Source organism: Idiomarina aquatica, assembly GCF_004362895.1.
GTDB lineage: Bacteria > Pseudomonadota > Gammaproteobacteria > Enterobacterales > Alteromonadaceae > Idiomarina.
Genome location: NZ_SNXI01000016.1, coordinates 58,867 through 73,224 on the forward strand (window position 1 = coordinate 58,867; position 14,358 = coordinate 73,224).

17 protein-coding genes are annotated in these 14,358 nt (G+C 48.5%); 14 read left to right on the top strand and 3 right to left on the bottom strand.

Annotated elements, in window-relative coordinates; all coding sequences use genetic code 11:
* Positions 1–7: 7 nt before the first annotated feature.
* A complete protein-coding gene (hisG, locus tag DEU29_RS10960) occupies positions 8–901 on the bottom strand; it encodes an ATP phosphoribosyltransferase (RefSeq protein ID WP_133540396.1) in 894 nt (297 codons plus the stop codon).
* Positions 902–1,293: 392 nt separating this feature from the next.
* Between hisG and DEU29_RS10965 the strand changes: the two genes are divergently transcribed.
* The 11 genes from DEU29_RS10965 to DEU29_RS11015 all read left to right on the top strand — a co-directional run bounded on the left by DEU29_RS10965 (position 1,294) and on the right by DEU29_RS11015 (position 10,905).
* A complete protein-coding gene (locus tag DEU29_RS10965) occupies positions 1,294–1,551 on the top strand; it encodes a hypothetical protein (protein WP_133540397.1) in 258 nt (85 codons plus the stop codon).
* Positions 1,552–1,637: 86 nt separating this feature from the next.
* Complete coding sequence (locus tag DEU29_RS10970) at positions 1,638–3,557, top strand: ATP-dependent DNA helicase (RefSeq protein WP_133540398.1); 1,920 nt, start codon at positions 1,638–1,640, stop codon at positions 3,555–3,557.
* Complete coding sequence (gene tsaB, locus DEU29_RS10975) at positions 3,550–4,296, top strand: tRNA (adenosine(37)-N6)-threonylcarbamoyltransferase complex dimerization subunit type 1 TsaB (protein ID WP_133540399.1); 747 nt, start codon at positions 3,550–3,552, stop codon at positions 4,294–4,296. Before DEU29_RS10970 ends, tsaB begins: the two co-directional genes overlap by 8 nt.
* An 88-nt stretch (positions 4,297–4,384) precedes the next feature.
* A complete protein-coding gene (locus tag DEU29_RS10980) occupies positions 4,385–4,687 on the top strand; it encodes a hypothetical protein (RefSeq protein WP_133540400.1) in 303 nt (100 codons plus the stop codon).
* A 62-nt stretch (positions 4,688–4,749) separates the two neighbouring features.
* Positions 4,750–5,331, top strand: a complete 582-nt coding sequence (locus tag DEU29_RS10985; protein WP_133540401.1) for a Slp family lipoprotein — start codon at positions 4,750–4,752, stop codon at positions 5,329–5,331.
* Positions 5,331–6,230 (top strand): alpha/beta fold hydrolase, encoded by a 900-nt coding sequence (locus tag DEU29_RS10990; RefSeq protein ID WP_133540402.1) that lies wholly within the window; start codon positions 5,331–5,333, stop codon positions 6,228–6,230. Before DEU29_RS10985 ends, DEU29_RS10990 begins: the two co-directional genes overlap by 1 nt.
* Before the next feature lie 80 nt (positions 6,231–6,310).
* Complete coding sequence (fadD, locus tag DEU29_RS10995) at positions 6,311–7,981, top strand: long-chain-fatty-acid--CoA ligase FadD (protein ID WP_133540403.1); 1,671 nt, start codon at positions 6,311–6,313, stop codon at positions 7,979–7,981.
* On the top strand, positions 7,978–9,141 hold the full coding sequence (gene rnd / locus DEU29_RS11000) for a ribonuclease D (RefSeq protein WP_133540404.1): 1,164 nt from the start codon (positions 7,978–7,980) through the stop codon (positions 9,139–9,141). Before fadD ends, rnd begins: the two co-directional genes overlap by 4 nt.
* A 36-nt stretch (positions 9,142–9,177) precedes the next feature.
* Positions 9,178–9,423 (top strand): YcgL domain-containing protein, encoded by a 246-nt coding sequence (locus tag DEU29_RS11005; protein ID WP_133540405.1) that lies wholly within the window; start codon positions 9,178–9,180, stop codon positions 9,421–9,423.
* Positions 9,420–10,463: a lytic murein transglycosylase gene (locus tag DEU29_RS11010; protein WP_208107636.1), complete on the top strand. Its 1,044-nt coding sequence runs from the start codon at positions 9,420–9,422 to the stop codon at positions 10,461–10,463. The genes DEU29_RS11005 and DEU29_RS11010 overlap by 4 nt, the downstream gene beginning before the upstream one ends.
* 10 nt (positions 10,464–10,473) lie before the next feature.
* On the top strand, positions 10,474–10,905 hold the full coding sequence (locus DEU29_RS11015; RefSeq protein WP_133540406.1) for a YcgN family cysteine cluster protein: 432 nt from the start codon (positions 10,474–10,476) through the stop codon (positions 10,903–10,905).
* Between the two features lie 4 nt (positions 10,906–10,909).
* Here DEU29_RS11015 and dsbB read toward each other — a convergent pair whose 3' ends face one another.
* A complete protein-coding gene (dsbB, locus tag DEU29_RS11020) occupies positions 10,910–11,428 on the bottom strand; it encodes a disulfide bond formation protein DsbB (protein WP_133540407.1) in 519 nt (172 codons plus the stop codon).
* Positions 11,429–11,567: 139 nt separating this feature from the next.
* Here dsbB and fadR point away from each other — a divergent pair, with 139 nt between their 5' ends.
* A complete protein-coding gene (fadR, locus tag DEU29_RS11025; protein WP_133540416.1) occupies positions 11,568–12,278 on the top strand; it encodes a fatty acid metabolism transcriptional regulator FadR in 711 nt (236 codons plus the stop codon).
* Between the two features lie 74 nt (positions 12,279–12,352).
* Here fadR and DEU29_RS11030 read toward each other — a convergent pair whose 3' ends face one another.
* Positions 12,353–12,934, bottom strand: coding sequence for a superoxide dismutase (locus DEU29_RS11030; protein ID WP_133540408.1), 582 nt, complete (start codon positions 12,932–12,934; stop codon positions 12,353–12,355).
* 221 nt (positions 12,935–13,155) lie between these two features.
* Here DEU29_RS11030 and DEU29_RS11035 point away from each other — a divergent pair, with 221 nt between their 5' ends.
* Together DEU29_RS11035 and DEU29_RS11040 are read left to right on the top strand one after the other, a co-directional pair.
* On the top strand, positions 13,156–13,497 hold the full coding sequence (locus DEU29_RS11035) for a Grx4 family monothiol glutaredoxin (RefSeq protein WP_133540409.1): 342 nt from the start codon (positions 13,156–13,158) through the stop codon (positions 13,495–13,497).
* 116 nt (positions 13,498–13,613) lie between these two features.
* Entirely contained in the window at positions 13,614–14,219 is a 606-nt protein-coding gene (locus DEU29_RS11040; protein ID WP_133540410.1) for a peroxiredoxin, read from the top strand.
* Positions 14,220–14,358 lie beyond the last annotated feature (139 nt).

A 14,358-nucleotide genomic window follows, 5' to 3' on the forward strand; every position in this document is an offset into this window, starting at 1 on the left:
TGTCTCCTTAGCCCATCATTTTTTCGATAGGTAATACAAGAATCGAACTACAACCGATCGCTTTTAGATCTTCCATTGTTTCCCAGAATAGCTTTTCGGTGCTGACCATGTGCACGGCAACCTGATCATCAGTGTGGCTTAGTGGCAACACGGTTGGCGTTTCGGCACCAGGTAATAACGAAATCACCTCGTCCAGCGATGCTTTAGGTGCGTGCAGCATAATATACTTGCTTTCTTTGGCTAACTGTACGCCATCAATACGCGGTAATAACTGATCGATCATCGCTTGTTTATCGGCGCTCAAGGTATCGTTACACTGGATTAGCTGTGCCGTTGAGCGGAAAATAACTTCTTTCTCTTCGAGTCCGTTGGCTTCGAGTGTAGCACCCGTTGAAACCAGGTCACAGACAGCGTCTGCGAGCCCAGCTCTGGGGGCTACTTCTACCGATCCTGTCAGGTTAACGTTCTTAGCCGCTACGCCATTTTCTTTTAAATAGCGCTGTAACAAATAAGGGTAGGTGCTGGCGATGCGTTTACCATTTAAATCAGATAGTTTATTAAAAGGTGTCTCGCGCGGTACCGCAATCGATAAACGACAGCCACCAAAGTCCAGCGCGCGCAAGTTCTTGTAATCCGCTGCATCACCAACAGCTTCGCGTTCTAAACGAACTTCCTCTAGCACGTTTTCGCCTACTAATCCCAAGTCGACCACACCGTCCATAACCAAGCCGGGTATATCGTCATCGCGAACGCGCAGTAAATCGATAGGGTGGCTGGTGCTGTGAGCGATGAGACGCGCCTCGTTTATGCTGAACTTAACGCCGCATGCGTTTAATAGCGCTAACGACTCTTTACTCAAACGGCCTGATTTTTGAATTGCAATGGTTAAACGTTCAGTCATAAAAGCTCCTAAATGTAAAAAACCCTTCGAAAGTTGCCTTTCGAAGGGTTGTATAGTCATGCGAAAGGCTAGCGTATAATAGGCTAGCCCACGAACAAACCGATGGCTAGCTCATGTAGAACCAATGATGATGGTGCTGCTGGCGCATTTCGGCTTGCATTGCATAACTCCTGAATTCGTAATATTTGTAGAAATAGGGTTTTTCTTCAAAACTTGTATAGCATGATACCAATAAAAAATGTAAATGCAACCCTATAGTTATTGCCGATGCTGACGATACACTGTTTAATAACTGTGCAATAATTAGGCAATACCAGTGAACTTGTATAACCAACCGTGGTCAGTAGAGGTATGAAGGCCACTCGGCTAATGACTGTCAGAGACGTGTAAAAATGGCTAATTTTGATGCAATGGTACCTCTAATCCCCCGCGATGTGCGGGTTCCGGTTGATCACGAGCGTGACCAGTTGCGGGTTAACCAGGTAGAAAAAACAAAAGAAGTCGAAAAAATCAGCGACGAAGAAACCAATACCATTACCGAACACGACTCGCGTCGCCAGCAGCAACAGCAACAACAGCAACAACAGCCATCGCAGCAGTCGTCTGATGACGAGGTTGATAACGATGGTCATATCGATACCTATGTCTAGCCGCTCGTAGCCGTCCTTTCCTACCGTGTTGCGGCTGTGTCATAATAGACGCTTTATTTAAGTCGTAACAAGGAACCGCGTCTGTCATGAGCAAAGTCGCCGATGTATTTAAGCCGGGTGGCGCCTTGTCGGCCGCTTTGACGGGGTTTCAGCCAAGGGATGCGCAATTGCAGATGGCGAGTGCCATCGAAAAAACAATCCGTAACGGTAAGCAACTGGTGGTTGAGGCCGAAACCGGCACCGGTAAGACATTTGCGTATCTCGCACCTATTTTACTGGCTAAAGACAAAGCGGTTGTCTCCACCGGTACTAAAAACCTGCAAGAACAGCTTTTCCATCGCGATTTACCCACCTTACGTAAAATACTGGCGCCTAAAAAAGTCATCGCGTTGCTGAAAGGTCGTGCTAATTATTTGTGCCTTTATCGTTTAGAGCAGGCACAGGTACAAGCAGGCCAACTGCCCAAAACCACCCAGCATCAACTCGTCAAAATCAAGCGCTGGTCGACTATGACACGCAGTGGTGATATCGGTGAGCTCAATGAATTGCAGGAAGATGCACAAGTTATGCCGCTGGTCACCAGTACTAAAGACAATTGTCTGGGTCGTGATTGCCCGGTTTATGAAGACTGTCATTTAGTCCAGGCCCGTGAGGAAGCTAAAAAAGCGGATATCGTGGTGGTTAATCATCACCTGTTTTTTGCAGATTTGGCGGTTAAAGATACGGGTTTTGGCGAGATCATTCCGAACAGTGAGGTGGTGGTTTTTGATGAGGCGCATCAGGTGCCTGACATTGCCAGTCAGTATTTTGGTGACGCCGTGTCGTCGCGGCAACTGCTTGAACTCTCCGAAGAAGTTATTCGTTTGTGTCTTACTGAACTGAAAGACTTGTCGCAGGCTACGCAAATGGCACGGACGTTCGAGCAGGTTGTGAAGGATTGGCGGCTGCAGTTTCCGCGAGATCCCATGCGCGGTAACTGGCGTGACTGGCGACAACAGGAGGCGATGGTCGAAGCTACTGATCGGCTGGGTGAAAAGCTGGAGCTTTTAGTCAATGTACTGCGCACTGCACGCGGTCGGCACAAAGACATGGATAATCTGATCGAGCGCGCAGAAGAGTTTTTGGCTCTGTGGCAACAACTCATGAATACCAGTGAAACAGGCTATAGCTATTGGTTCGAGACTACCGCCAGGCATGTTGTGGTGCACCAGACTCCCTTAAGTGTGGCAAAAAAGTTTGGCGGTCTGGTGCGGCATAGTCAACGTTCCTGGGTGTTCACCTCTGCAACTATCGCTGTTAACGAGAAGTTTGAACACTTTACCCATCGGTTGGGTATTTATGATGCCGAGACGCTACTGTTGCCGAGTCCATTCGACTTTGCCCAACAAGCGCTGTTGTGTTTACCACGTTATTTACCCGAGGCTAATGACTACCACCGGCATACACAATTAGCGGATATTGCCAGTCAGTGTATAAAGCACAATCATGGTGGTACCTTTCTGTTGTTTACCAGCCATAGGATGCTACAGCAGATGGCTGAGCTGCTGCGTGACAAATTAGACCGTAAGGTGCTGGTGCAGGGCGATGCCGGTAAAACTGAATTGATTAATCAATTTACCGAAGCGGGCAACGCGGTGCTGTTAGGTACCTCGTCGTTTTGGGAAGGCGTGGATGTTCGGGGTGATGCATTACGCTGCGTAATTATCGATAAGTTGCCGTTTGCGTCGCCGGACGATCCACTGCTGAATGCCCGGGTTGAAGACGCCAAGTTGCGTGGCGTAGATGCATTTAATACCATTCAACTGCCGCAGGCTATTATTGCGCTTAAGCAGGGTGCCGGGCGCCTGATTCGCGATCAGCGTGACCGTGGCGTATTGCTGGTCTGTGATAACCGCCTGGTTAATCGTTATTACGGCGCGCGCTTCCTTAAAAGCCTGCCGCCAATGCGGCGCACCCGTGATCTCACCAATGCGTTAACTTTTTTAGATGAGAAAGACAATGACTAAACCGCTGCTAGCTATCGATACGTCTACCGAAAACTGTTCTGCGGCAGTTTATGCCAATGAACAACTCTACCAATGTGTGGCCGAGAGTCCGCGTGAGCACTCGCAACGCCTATTGCCCTTCGTTGATGACGTAATGCACAAGGCTGGTATTGAATTGTCGCAGCTGGGGGGATTGGTGGTTGGCTGCGGCCCCGGCAGTTTTACCGGCGTTCGTATTGGCGTCTCGGTTGGGCAGGGCCTGGCATTTAGTGGCAACCTTGCGATATACCCGATACCTAGCTTGCAGGCGCTGGCGCAAAAATGTATTCGCTTAAATGCGGCCGCTTCTGGTACCGATGCGCAGCAGCCACCAGAACTTATTCTGGCAGCAATTGATGCGCGCATGAATGAGGTTTACTACGCGGTTTACGAAAATGTAAACGGTATAGCTGTAGCGATAACCGAACCCGCTGTCACCAGGCCGGAAGAAAACCCGTTTAAGGCGGCACTGGCGGCGCTAAATATTAGTGACTCGGTTAGAGTTACCGCCGCTGGCACCGGCTGGGATAACTATAGCGACTTATTGGCTAAGGATTTGCCGGTAACGGTTAATCTATCGCATTCATGCCGTTTACCCGAAGCACAGGACATGCTGACGCTGGCGCAGGCCGGACAAAGTAAAGCGGTTAGTGCAGAGCAGCTGGAACCATTATACGTTCGCAATGAGGTCACCTGGAAAAAGTTACCGGGGCGAAATTAACAAAGGCTTGGCAATTTTAATTGAACCCGCCATAATAAAAGCAGTCATAAACATGGAGACTACTGATTAAGTAGCGTCACTAAGTAACGTGGTTAATATAAACGGTTTAGGCATTCAATCGGTTGATCGCTATGCGTCGCAAGCGCCGCAGCGTCAACGCGTGCCTGAAACAGCAAACAACCCGGAGCAGCGGGAAAACGCACGCTCTGCACCTATTGTTGTTAGCGTTGAAGACAGTCGTCAGCGCGCGCAGCGTTGGCAGCAGCTAAATACTGTTTATGATGAACCACCTCAATCTTCGCGTCGCGCGCTGGAAGCCTATCAGGGAGTTCAGTTAAGCGAACGCAAAGAGGAAGTAAAATCCATGTTCGGGGTTGACCTATACGCGTAAGGTAGGCCGTATTATCTTACTGTGATAGTAAATCAACCTAACAATAGCAGGCGGTGATATTTATGAAACTTGGCCTTATGTTGTCCGCAGCACTTCTTCTGACTGGCTGTAGTACAATTCCTGAACCCATTAACACGTCTGATGACACTTCCTTAGCGAGCTACCAGGGCGTGGCTAATAATCCCGAACAGTTTGTCGGTCAGCAGGCGCGCTGGGGCGGCGTCATCGCTGACGTTCGCAACGGCGAAGACTACACCATTATCGAAATGGTCAACTTTCCGCTGAAAAGTTGGGGCCGTCCGACGGTAGGTGATGATAGTGATGGTCGCTTTCTTGCTCTAATCGATGGCTTTATTGACCCTGCGGTATACGAGCAAGGCCGCAGTTTGACAATACTCGGTACCGTGCAAGAAGTGCGTACCGGTAAAATCGATGACTACACCTATACCTACCCGGTGCTGGAAGCTTCAGGTTATTATTTGTGGAAGAAAGAAAAGCCGCGAGTAGAAACGCAAATTGACTTCGCTCCGTTGTGGTTTAGACACAATTTTTATGCGCCTTACCCTTACCAGCCGTATTACGTTCCGCGCCCTGTTGTGCGCCCGTCAAACAATTCGGGTAGTCCGGATAAAAGCAAGCAATAATGCCGGGTCAGTTTAGTGAAACGCTCGCCGCAGCCTCTGCGGTGAGCTACCGAATGCCCTGGGGCACGATAAAGGGATTGTGCTGGGGTAACCCTAAAGATATCAAATATGTCTGTACCCACGGGTGGCTTGACAATGCCCACAGTTTTTTACCATTAGCACAACAATATCTCAGAAATAACGCAATGCGAACGCAAGGCGGACTGCTGGCGTTAGATTGGGCAGGACACGGTTTGTCCGACCATCGTCCTGCTGGCACGCATTATCATTTTATCGATTACGCCTACGACCTATGGTCGCTGTTAGAGCAACAAAAGTGGCAGGATATCGTGTTGGTAGGGCATTCGATGGGCGGCTTTGTCAGCAATGTGACAGCCAGTTTATGTGGTGAACGACTGCGTCACCTGGTGCTCATTGAGGCGTTTGGGTTATTGGTCAGCGATGGCGAAGACGCGCACCAGCAGCTACAAAGCGGATTTAGCTCGCGACAAAAGCTCACTCATTCGAAGTGGCGAGATTACAGTGAACTAAGCTCTGCGGTCGATGCACGACTGAAATCTGCCGATTTTTCTAAACCGTTGGTCGAAATTCTGGTGCAGCGCGGCTGTTACAGGAATGCACAGGGGCGCTGGCAATGGCGCGCTGATCCGAGAGTAAAAGCGACATCGCCTTATCGTCTGCCAGCCAGTACGGTGGAGCAAATTCTAACTCAGGTTAAAACGCCTATCACCTTGATTCGAGGGGATAAAGGCTACGACAAGGTAGCGCCCGCTATAGCACGCTGGGGGCATTGTATTGACGATTTATCGGTGCAGGTTATAGCGGGCGGTCACCACGTGCATATGGAAAACCCGCAACAGCTGGCGCAGGCTATAGCGACGATTGACGCAACCGCGTGACTAGGATTAACTGGTCGGATATGCGATGATTACCGTACAATTATAAACATAATAAAAAATTATTTGATTCGGAGCCTGGTATGGACAAAATTTGGCTAAAAAACTATCCCGCGGGAGTGCCAGATACGATCGACCCTGATCATTTTTCGTCATTAGTCGACATTGTAGAAATGAGTGTCGAGAAATATGCTGACAAGGTCGCCTTCGTCAATATGGACTGCGAGCTGACTTTCGCCGAATTAGGGGACAAGACGCAACAATTTGCTGCTTATCTGCAAAGTAGTGGTTTAAAAAAGGGCGACGCCGTTGCCGTAATGATGCCAAACCTGTTGCAATATCCGGTTGCATTGTTCGGTATCTTAGCTGCTGGCATGACCGTGGTTAACGTTAATCCACTGTACACGCCCCGGGAACTAAAGCATCAGCTGACTGACTCACAAGCTAAAGGCATTGTGATTTTAGAAAATTTCGCGCACACGCTGGATAAAGTTCGCAGCGAAGTGCCGGAATTGCAGCAGGTGATAACTACCCAAATCGGCGATATGTTGCCTGCACCTAAACGCTGGATAGTTAACTTTGTGGTCAAGTACGTCAAGCGGATGGTTGAAAGCCATAACCTGAAAAAGACCACCGACTTTAACAGTGCCTTAAGTAAAGGCGCAGCAGCTAACTACCAACGACCCCGGCTTAGTGGTGACGATGTGGCTTTTCTGCAGTACACCGGTGGGACCACGGGTGTCGCAAAAGGGGCAATGCTGTCGCACCGCAACATGGTCGCAAACCTCGAGCAAGTTTCTTCGGTAATTACCCCGATTATGAGCGATGGTGAAGAAATTATTATCACCGCGCTGCCGCTTTATCATATCTTCGCGTTAACCGCGAACTGCCTGACTTTTATAAAACACGGCGGACGTAATATTCTTATTACCAACCCCCGCGATATGGGCGGTTTTGTTAAAGAGTTGGGTAAGTACAAATTCTCGATGATCTCGGGAGTTAACACCTTGTTTAATGGTTTGCTCAACACGCGCGGTTTCAAGGACTTAGATTTTTCTAATCTGAAAGTCGCCCTCGGTGGCGGTATGGCAGTACAAAAAGCCGTAGCAGAGCATTGGGAGCGCGTAACCAAGTCGCGCTTGCTCGAAGGCTATGGTCTGACCGAGTGCTCGCCGGTGGTTACGGTTAATCCATATGACATCGAGCATTACACCGGTAGTATCGGATTACCGGTACCCAGCACAGAAATGAAAATATGCGATCCGGATTCTGGTGAAGAGCTGCCAATGGGCGAAGCTGGCGAACTTTATGTTAAAGGCCCGCAAGTTATGGTTGGCTACCTTAATCGACCGGACGCAACCGCAGAATCCTTAAAAGATGGCTGGTTTGCAACCGGCGATATGGCAACCTGCGATGAACGCGGTTACTTCAAGATTGTTGATCGTAAAAAGGATATGATTCTGGTATCCGGCTTTAACGTGTACCCCAACGAGATAGAAGACGTGTTGGCTGATCATCCCAAAATACTTGAGTCCGCTGCCATTGGTGTGCCGCATGAGTCATCCGGGGAAGTCGTCAAAGTATTTATCGTTGCTAAAGACAAATCGTTAACCGAACGTGAAGTGATCGACTTTTCTCGCGAGAATATGACCGGTTATAAAGTGCCGAAACTGGTTGAGTTTCGTGATGAATTACCGAAATCGAACGTTGGAAAAATACTGCGTAAAGAGCTGCGTGACGAGGAGCAGGGTTGAGCATTGTAACAGTTCCTGAATCAGCTTTAGATTATAAGATCATAACGACAACCGATGCGCTCGAAAGCTTTTGTGAACAGGCCCGCGCTGCGGGCTGGTTTGCTATAGATAGCGAATTCGTACGCCAGCGCACCTATCATGCAAGGTTAGGGTTACTGCAGGCTCATGCTGCAGGTCGTACCGTGATAATCGATCCACTGGCCGAAAGCCTCGATTTAGCGCCAATCTGGCATTTAATTGCTCACCCGGAAATCACTGCGGTACTGCATGCCGGTGGTGAAGATATCGAATTGTTTTATAACCAGTCCGGTCATGCCCCAACGGATTTGTTTGATACCCAAATCGCAGCTGGTTTTTGCCAGCTTGGCACTTCATTAGGTTATGCAAAACTGGTTGAGACTTTGTGCGGGGGCGTAGAGCTCGATAAAAGTCTGTCGCGCACTGATTGGCTGCGTCGACCGCTGGCAGAAAAAGAACTGGACTATGCCGCGGCAGATGCCAGCTACCTGTCGGCTATGTACCCTTATTTGTATCAACTGTGTGAGCAGCGCCAGGTGCTGGACATTGTAAAAGCAGAGAGCCGCTTACAAGTTGCCAAACGTACTCAGTCAATTCCGACCGATTTGCTCTACCTTTATGTGGGCAACACCTGGCAACTTAATGCTCAACAGCTTGGGGTATTACAAGACTTGGCCGCATGGCGCCTGCAGAAAGCGAAAGATCGCGATATGCCGTTGGGCTTTTTGTTTAAAGACGGTATTTTGCTTGATCTGGCCCGGCGCCAACCCGTCACTGAAAAACAGCTGTTTGCTATCGACGGGCTACCGCCGTTAACGCGCAAATATTCCGGGAGTGAAATTACCAGCGTTATTAAACAGGCGCAGCAGCGTTCTCAACAAGAGCTGCCGCAGCCGTTGCAACGACTGGATGACATGCCAAATTATAAAGCCGCAGTAAAAACCATCAAAGCAGCTATTCAACAGGTTGCTGAACAGCTGGATGTTGACCCGGTATTAATTGCCTCACGCAAGCAAATTAACGATTTTTTGAATTTCCATTGGCAATTTTCATCCCGGCAACAGCAGCGCCTGCCGCAACCTGACTTAAAACAGGGTTGGCGTTGGAACTATCTTGAGGCAGAATTAACACCATTAATTTAGCGATTGTCGCTATTGTTGTGAGGGGTTTAAACAACCATGTTGTGCGATGTGTTTAGTAGTCGTCGTAAGGCGGACACGTATCTTTACTTACCCCACGGAGCCGACTTTGAAGAAATCCCGCAAGCATTGCGGGAAAGCTTCGGCACACCGGTTAAAGTGTTGACAGTAAACCTGGCGAAGCGCGAACAATTGGCGCGTATTTCTACAGCCGAACTAACACGTCATCTCAACGATCCCGGTTTTTATTTGCAGCTACCGCCTGCACAGGAGAAACTCAAGTGAAACGAATTCTAACTTTTACCAGTGCAACATTAGTTGCCAGCCAGCTGTTGCTGGTTAACCCGGCTCAGGCATTTTATCACGACCCTGAGGACGGCAAAGAACACAGTCACGAACAAGACCAGGCGCAAGTGCAGCAGCAGTTTGATGACTATGTGAGTGCGCTGCAGCAAGAAGCGCTGGACAAAGGCTACCAACAACAGACGCTGGATCAGGCATTTGCTGATATCGAGTATTATCAACGCGCGGTTGAGCTGGACAAGAACCAGCCTGAGTTTAAGCTAACCCTGGATACCTACTTACCCCGAGCGGTACCGGAGTGGAAAGCCGATAAAGCTATCGAAAAGTATAATGAACACAAGCAACTACTAGAAAAGATTGGTGCTGAGTACGGTGTGCAACCGCGCTTTATCGTTGCCTTGTGGGGCATCGAAACCAACTTCGGCTCATTTACCGGTGGCTTTAAAGTGGTATCTGCACTAACCACGCTAGCCTTTGACGGGCGCCGCGAAGCGTTTTTTAAAGAGCAGTTGTGGGAAGCACTGACTATTATCGAAGAAGGCCATATTAAGCCCGAACAGATGAAAGGTTCATGGGCAGGGGCCATGGGTCAGACACAATTTATGCCCAGCTCCTTTATGAGCTATGCCATCGATTATGATGGTGATGGTAAAAAGGATATCTGGAACAGTTACGGCGATGTGTTTGCTTCTGCAGCAAATTACCTGAAGTCAGTTGGCTGGCGTGATGACGTGACCTGGGGACGGCAAGTACAGTTACCGGCTGAGTTTGACGAGACGCTGGCAGACCTTGATGTTAAAAAATCGCTGGATGAGTGGCAGGCCATGGGGATTACCCGTATGGACGGCAGTGATTTACCCAGCCGTGATGATATTAAGGCCTCGGTTGTGATTCCGGATGACAAGGAAGGTCGCGTTTACCTTGCTTATGCCAACTATGATGCGTTGATGCGCTGGAACCGGTCACATTACTTTGTTGCCGCGGTCGGCTACTTATCCGATCGTATCCGCTTCCCCCGCTAAACGCGTGCTAATGGCTTGGTATGACCAACCGCTGGAGCGCCTTAACCATGAGCAATGGGAGGCGCTTTGCGATGGTTGCGGGCAGTGCTGCTTAAACCAGTTACTGGACGACGAAGATCACCTCTATCAAACCGATGTTGCTTGTCGGCTACTGACCACAAAGACAGCCCGTTGCAGTGACTATGAGAACCGAACTCAGCGGGTACCGGAATGTGTTAGGCTGACTCCTGACAACCTGCAGCAAGTCTATTTTATGCCACGCAGCTGTGCCTATCGGTTACGTGCCGAGGGGCAGCCCTTACCAGATTGGCATCCCTTACGTCATGACGGTGATAAAACGGCGATGAAAAAGGCCGGCTATCATGTTGCCGGCCATTGTATCAGCGAGACTGAATACCGCGGTGAATTAGAGGACCGTATTGTTACCTGGCCGCTGGGCTAAGCGCTTAGCCGCGTTTGCCTTTGCTTAAATGTAGTAAGGCGACGATAACAGCAATGAGCAAAAAGCCGCCAAAAATAAATGTCATCCAGCCCGGCATTCCGATGCCTAAAAACTCCCAGTCAATGTCACCACAGAGCCCGGGCGCGGCAAAAAATCCGGGTAGCCATTGGTGTAATGGTGCCCAGTCCGGAAAGTTTGGGGCGCTCTCACAGACAGCAAAAAATGCGTTTTTGGATGTTTGTAAATCCCAATGGTCATAGGCGACGCGTAGGCCCTCAAATGATGAGTAACCCCAACCCACTAAACCAAGCCAACGGGTTAGCCAAAATTTACAACCGAAGCCGCCGACCAGTGCTGACAACATCACACCGACAACCGCAACGCGTTGATACACACATTTAACACAGGGCTCCAGTGCCATAGCATGCTGAAAGTACAAAGCCAGGATAAACAGTAAGGTACTGCCTAAAAACAATAACAGCCAAGGTGTTTGTCGTGTAGGCCATTGCGAAATTGCGGTCATTTGAGTTCCTTATCGGGATTTTTGCGGCTAAACCATACCGAAATGACGTCAAGATGTCGATATAAAGCCGTCAGCTAGCTTGTCCGACCTCATAGAAGGCTGGTAGAATCCAGCTATTGTTTTTGAGCCAGGTAGAATGATGATCATAAAAGCTAAAAGCCCTGCGGGGTTTGCCGAAGAATATATCGTTAAATCCATTTGGAATGGCCATTTTGCGCCAGGAACTATTCTACCCGCGGAACGAGAACTGTCTGAACTGATTGGCGTAACTCGAACAACCTTACGCGAAGTGCTACAACGTTTGGCGCGCGATGGCTGGTTGACAATACAACACGGTAAACCCACTAAAGTTAATAATTTTTGGGAAACTTCCGGGCTTAATATTTTGGAAACGCTGGCGCGCCTGGATGAAGACGGCATGCCAGAGCTGGTCGATCAATTGCTATCTGCCCGTACCAACATTAGTGCGATTTATATTCGCGCAGCAATTCGTCATAACCCGGATAAAGCGCTGCAGCTGCTTGAACAGGCAGCAGAACTAAAAGATGACGAGACCGTGTTCGCAGAGTTCGACTATCAGTTGAATCACGACATGGCAATGGCTGCTGAAAATCCTATCTACGTGTTGATACTTAATGGCTTTAAAGGATTATATTCACGTATTGGGCAATATTATTTCTCATCGCCTGAAGCGCGTCAGTTGGCGCGTGATTATTATGCCAACCTTGCTGATGTTGCACGCAAAGGAGATTACAACGAGTCGGTTAACTTAGTGCGGCGTTACGGTTACGAGTCGGCTGAAATTTGGCATAGCCTGCGGGGTGATATGCCAGAGGATTTGGTGGATTAATCGGTAGCTTGCGCCTTTGGCGCAAGAAAAACGCAACTTGCGCCAAAGGCGCAAGCTACGGTTTAAATCGCTGATTAAGCGAAGTTTTTGTTCACGAATTCCCAGTTTACCAGCTTCCAGAAAGCTTCTAAGTAATTAGGACGTGAGTTACGGTAGTCGATGTAATACGCATGTTCCCACACGTCAACTGTCAGTAACGGGGTCACACCGTCGTGTGCGACAGGCGTATCTGCATCGTCAGTGTTCATGATTTCAACAGAACCGTCTGCCTTCTTAACCAGCCAGGTCCAGCCCGAGCCGAAGTTACCGGCAGCGCTGGCGTTAAATTCTTCCTGAAACTTCTCGAAAGAACCCCATTTGCTGTTAATTGCATCAGCAACAGCGCCTGTTGGAGCGCCACCGCCGTTCGGTGCTAAACAGTTCCAGTAGAAGGTGTGGTTCCAAACCTGTGCAGCATTGTTAAACAGGCCGCCTTTTTCAGATTTGATAATATCTTCCAGAGACTTGCTTTCTAAATCAGTCCCTTTGACCGCATCATTGAGCTTGCTGACGTAGGTTGCATGGTGTTTGCCGTAGTGGTATTCCAACGTCTCTGCTGAGATGTGTGGTTCCAGTGCGTTCTTCTCATAAGGAAGAGCAGGAAGTTCAAATGCCATAGTGTCCTCTCCATAGTTTTCTTTTTTAAAAGCAACTTACACACTCTGTTGTGCAAGCTCAGGTATCAATTTATGTAACCTTACTTACGTTATATAGGGGCTATTGGTTCTGTTTTCAAGGCAGAAATTTCGGGCAGAAATTCGAACTTGCGTCTGCTATAATACTTGAGTATTTTAATCAACCATTAGCACTCACACAGACGTGTAAAAGTAGAGGTACTATGGAAACCATCGACAAAATTAAACAGCAGATCGCTGAAAACCCCATTCTCTTGTATATGAAAGGCTCGCCAAAATTACCGAGTTGTGGCTTTTCTTCGCAGGCCTCACAAGCATTGATGGGATGCGGTCAGGCATTTGCTTATGTCGACATTTTGCAAAATCCGGATATTCGCGCGGAATTACCACAATACGCTGATTGGCCAACTTTTCCGCAGCTGTGGGTAGAAGGTGAGTTAATCGGTGGATGTGATATTATTGTCGAGATGTTCCAGAATGGCGAATTGCAACAGCTGATTACAGAAGTCGCTGAACGTCATCCGGAACCCAGCGAAAAAGAATAATCCTATTTGTTATTGCGACAGACCTTGAAATCGATCCGGGTTGGCCGCAAGTACGTAGTGATTAGGTTTATTGCTTTAATTAAAGCTTTTTTGAAATCAACAAATGGAGAGAATCAATGGCTGTATTAGTAGGTCGTAAAGCACCTGATTTCACTGCCGCAGCAGTTTTGGGTTCAGGCGAAATCGTTGAAGACTTCAAATTTTCTGACCAAATCAAAGGTAAGAAAGCGGTACTTTTCTTCTACCCGTTGGACTTCACTTTTGTTTGTCCTTCTGAGTTGATCGCCTTTGACAAGCGTCTTGACGAATTCAAAAAGCGTGGCGTAGAAGTTATCGGTGTTTCTATCGATTCTCAATTCACGCACAGCGCATGGCGTAATACCTCTACCGACGACGGCGGTATTGGTCAGGTTAAATACCCACTGGTTGCAGACGTACGTCACAGCATCTGTAAAGCCTATGACGTAGAGCACCCAGAAGCGGGCGTAGCTTTCCGTGGTTCTTTCCTGATCGACGAAGAAGGTACTGTTCGCCACCAGGTAGTTAACGATCTGCCATTAGGTCGTAACATCGACGAAATGTTGCGTATGGTTGATGCGTTGAACTTTAACCAGAAGCACGGCGAAGTTTGCCCTGCAGGTTGGGAAGAAGGTAAAGAAGGTATGAAAGAAAACGCAGAAGGCGTTGCAGCATACCTGTCTAAGAACGCTGACAAACTGTAAGTCATCGTTTAATAGTAGAAAGCAAAAACGCCGCTGTCACAGCGTAATGCCGATCAGTTAAGAAATTTTTAGCGATCGGTTGACCGATCCGGCAGAGCCTTCAAAATCCATAGTCAGACTCTCTGGCTATGGATTTTTT

Excerpts from the sequence above, each read along its gene's own strand:
- hisG (WP_133540396.1), bottom strand. The coding sequence starts at position 901 with ATGACTGAACGTTTAACCATTGCAATTCAAAAATCAGGCCGTTTGAGT.
- DEU29_RS10965 (WP_133540397.1), top strand. The coding sequence starts at position 1,294 with ATGGCTAATTTTGATGCAATGGTACCTCTAATCCCCCGCGATGTGCGG.
- DEU29_RS10970 (WP_133540398.1), top strand. The coding sequence starts at position 1,638 with ATGAGCAAAGTCGCCGATGTATTTAAGCCGGGTGGCGCCTTGTCGGCC.
- tsaB (WP_133540399.1), top strand. The coding sequence starts at position 3,550 with ATGACTAAACCGCTGCTAGCTATCGATACGTCTACCGAAAACTGTTCT.
- DEU29_RS10985 (WP_133540401.1), top strand. The coding sequence starts at position 4,750 with ATGAAACTTGGCCTTATGTTGTCCGCAGCACTTCTTCTGACTGGCTGT.
- DEU29_RS10990 (WP_133540402.1), top strand. The coding sequence starts at position 5,331 with ATGCCGGGTCAGTTTAGTGAAACGCTCGCCGCAGCCTCTGCGGTGAGC.
- fadD (WP_133540403.1), top strand. The coding sequence starts at position 6,311 with ATGGACAAAATTTGGCTAAAAAACTATCCCGCGGGAGTGCCAGATACG.
- DEU29_RS11005 (WP_133540405.1), top strand. The coding sequence starts at position 9,178 with ATGTTGTGCGATGTGTTTAGTAGTCGTCGTAAGGCGGACACGTATCTT.
- DEU29_RS11015 (WP_133540406.1), top strand. The coding sequence starts at position 10,474 with ATGGCTTGGTATGACCAACCGCTGGAGCGCCTTAACCATGAGCAATGG.
- dsbB (WP_133540407.1), bottom strand. The coding sequence starts at position 11,428 with ATGACCGCAATTTCGCAATGGCCTACACGACAAACACCTTGGCTGTTA.
- fadR (WP_133540416.1), top strand. The coding sequence starts at position 11,568 with ATGATCATAAAAGCTAAAAGCCCTGCGGGGTTTGCCGAAGAATATATC.
- DEU29_RS11030 (WP_133540408.1), bottom strand. The coding sequence starts at position 12,934 with ATGGCATTTGAACTTCCTGCTCTTCCTTATGAGAAGAACGCACTGGAA.
- DEU29_RS11035 (WP_133540409.1), top strand. The coding sequence starts at position 13,156 with ATGGAAACCATCGACAAAATTAAACAGCAGATCGCTGAAAACCCCATT.
- DEU29_RS11040 (WP_133540410.1), top strand. The coding sequence starts at position 13,614 with ATGGCTGTATTAGTAGGTCGTAAAGCACCTGATTTCACTGCCGCAGCA.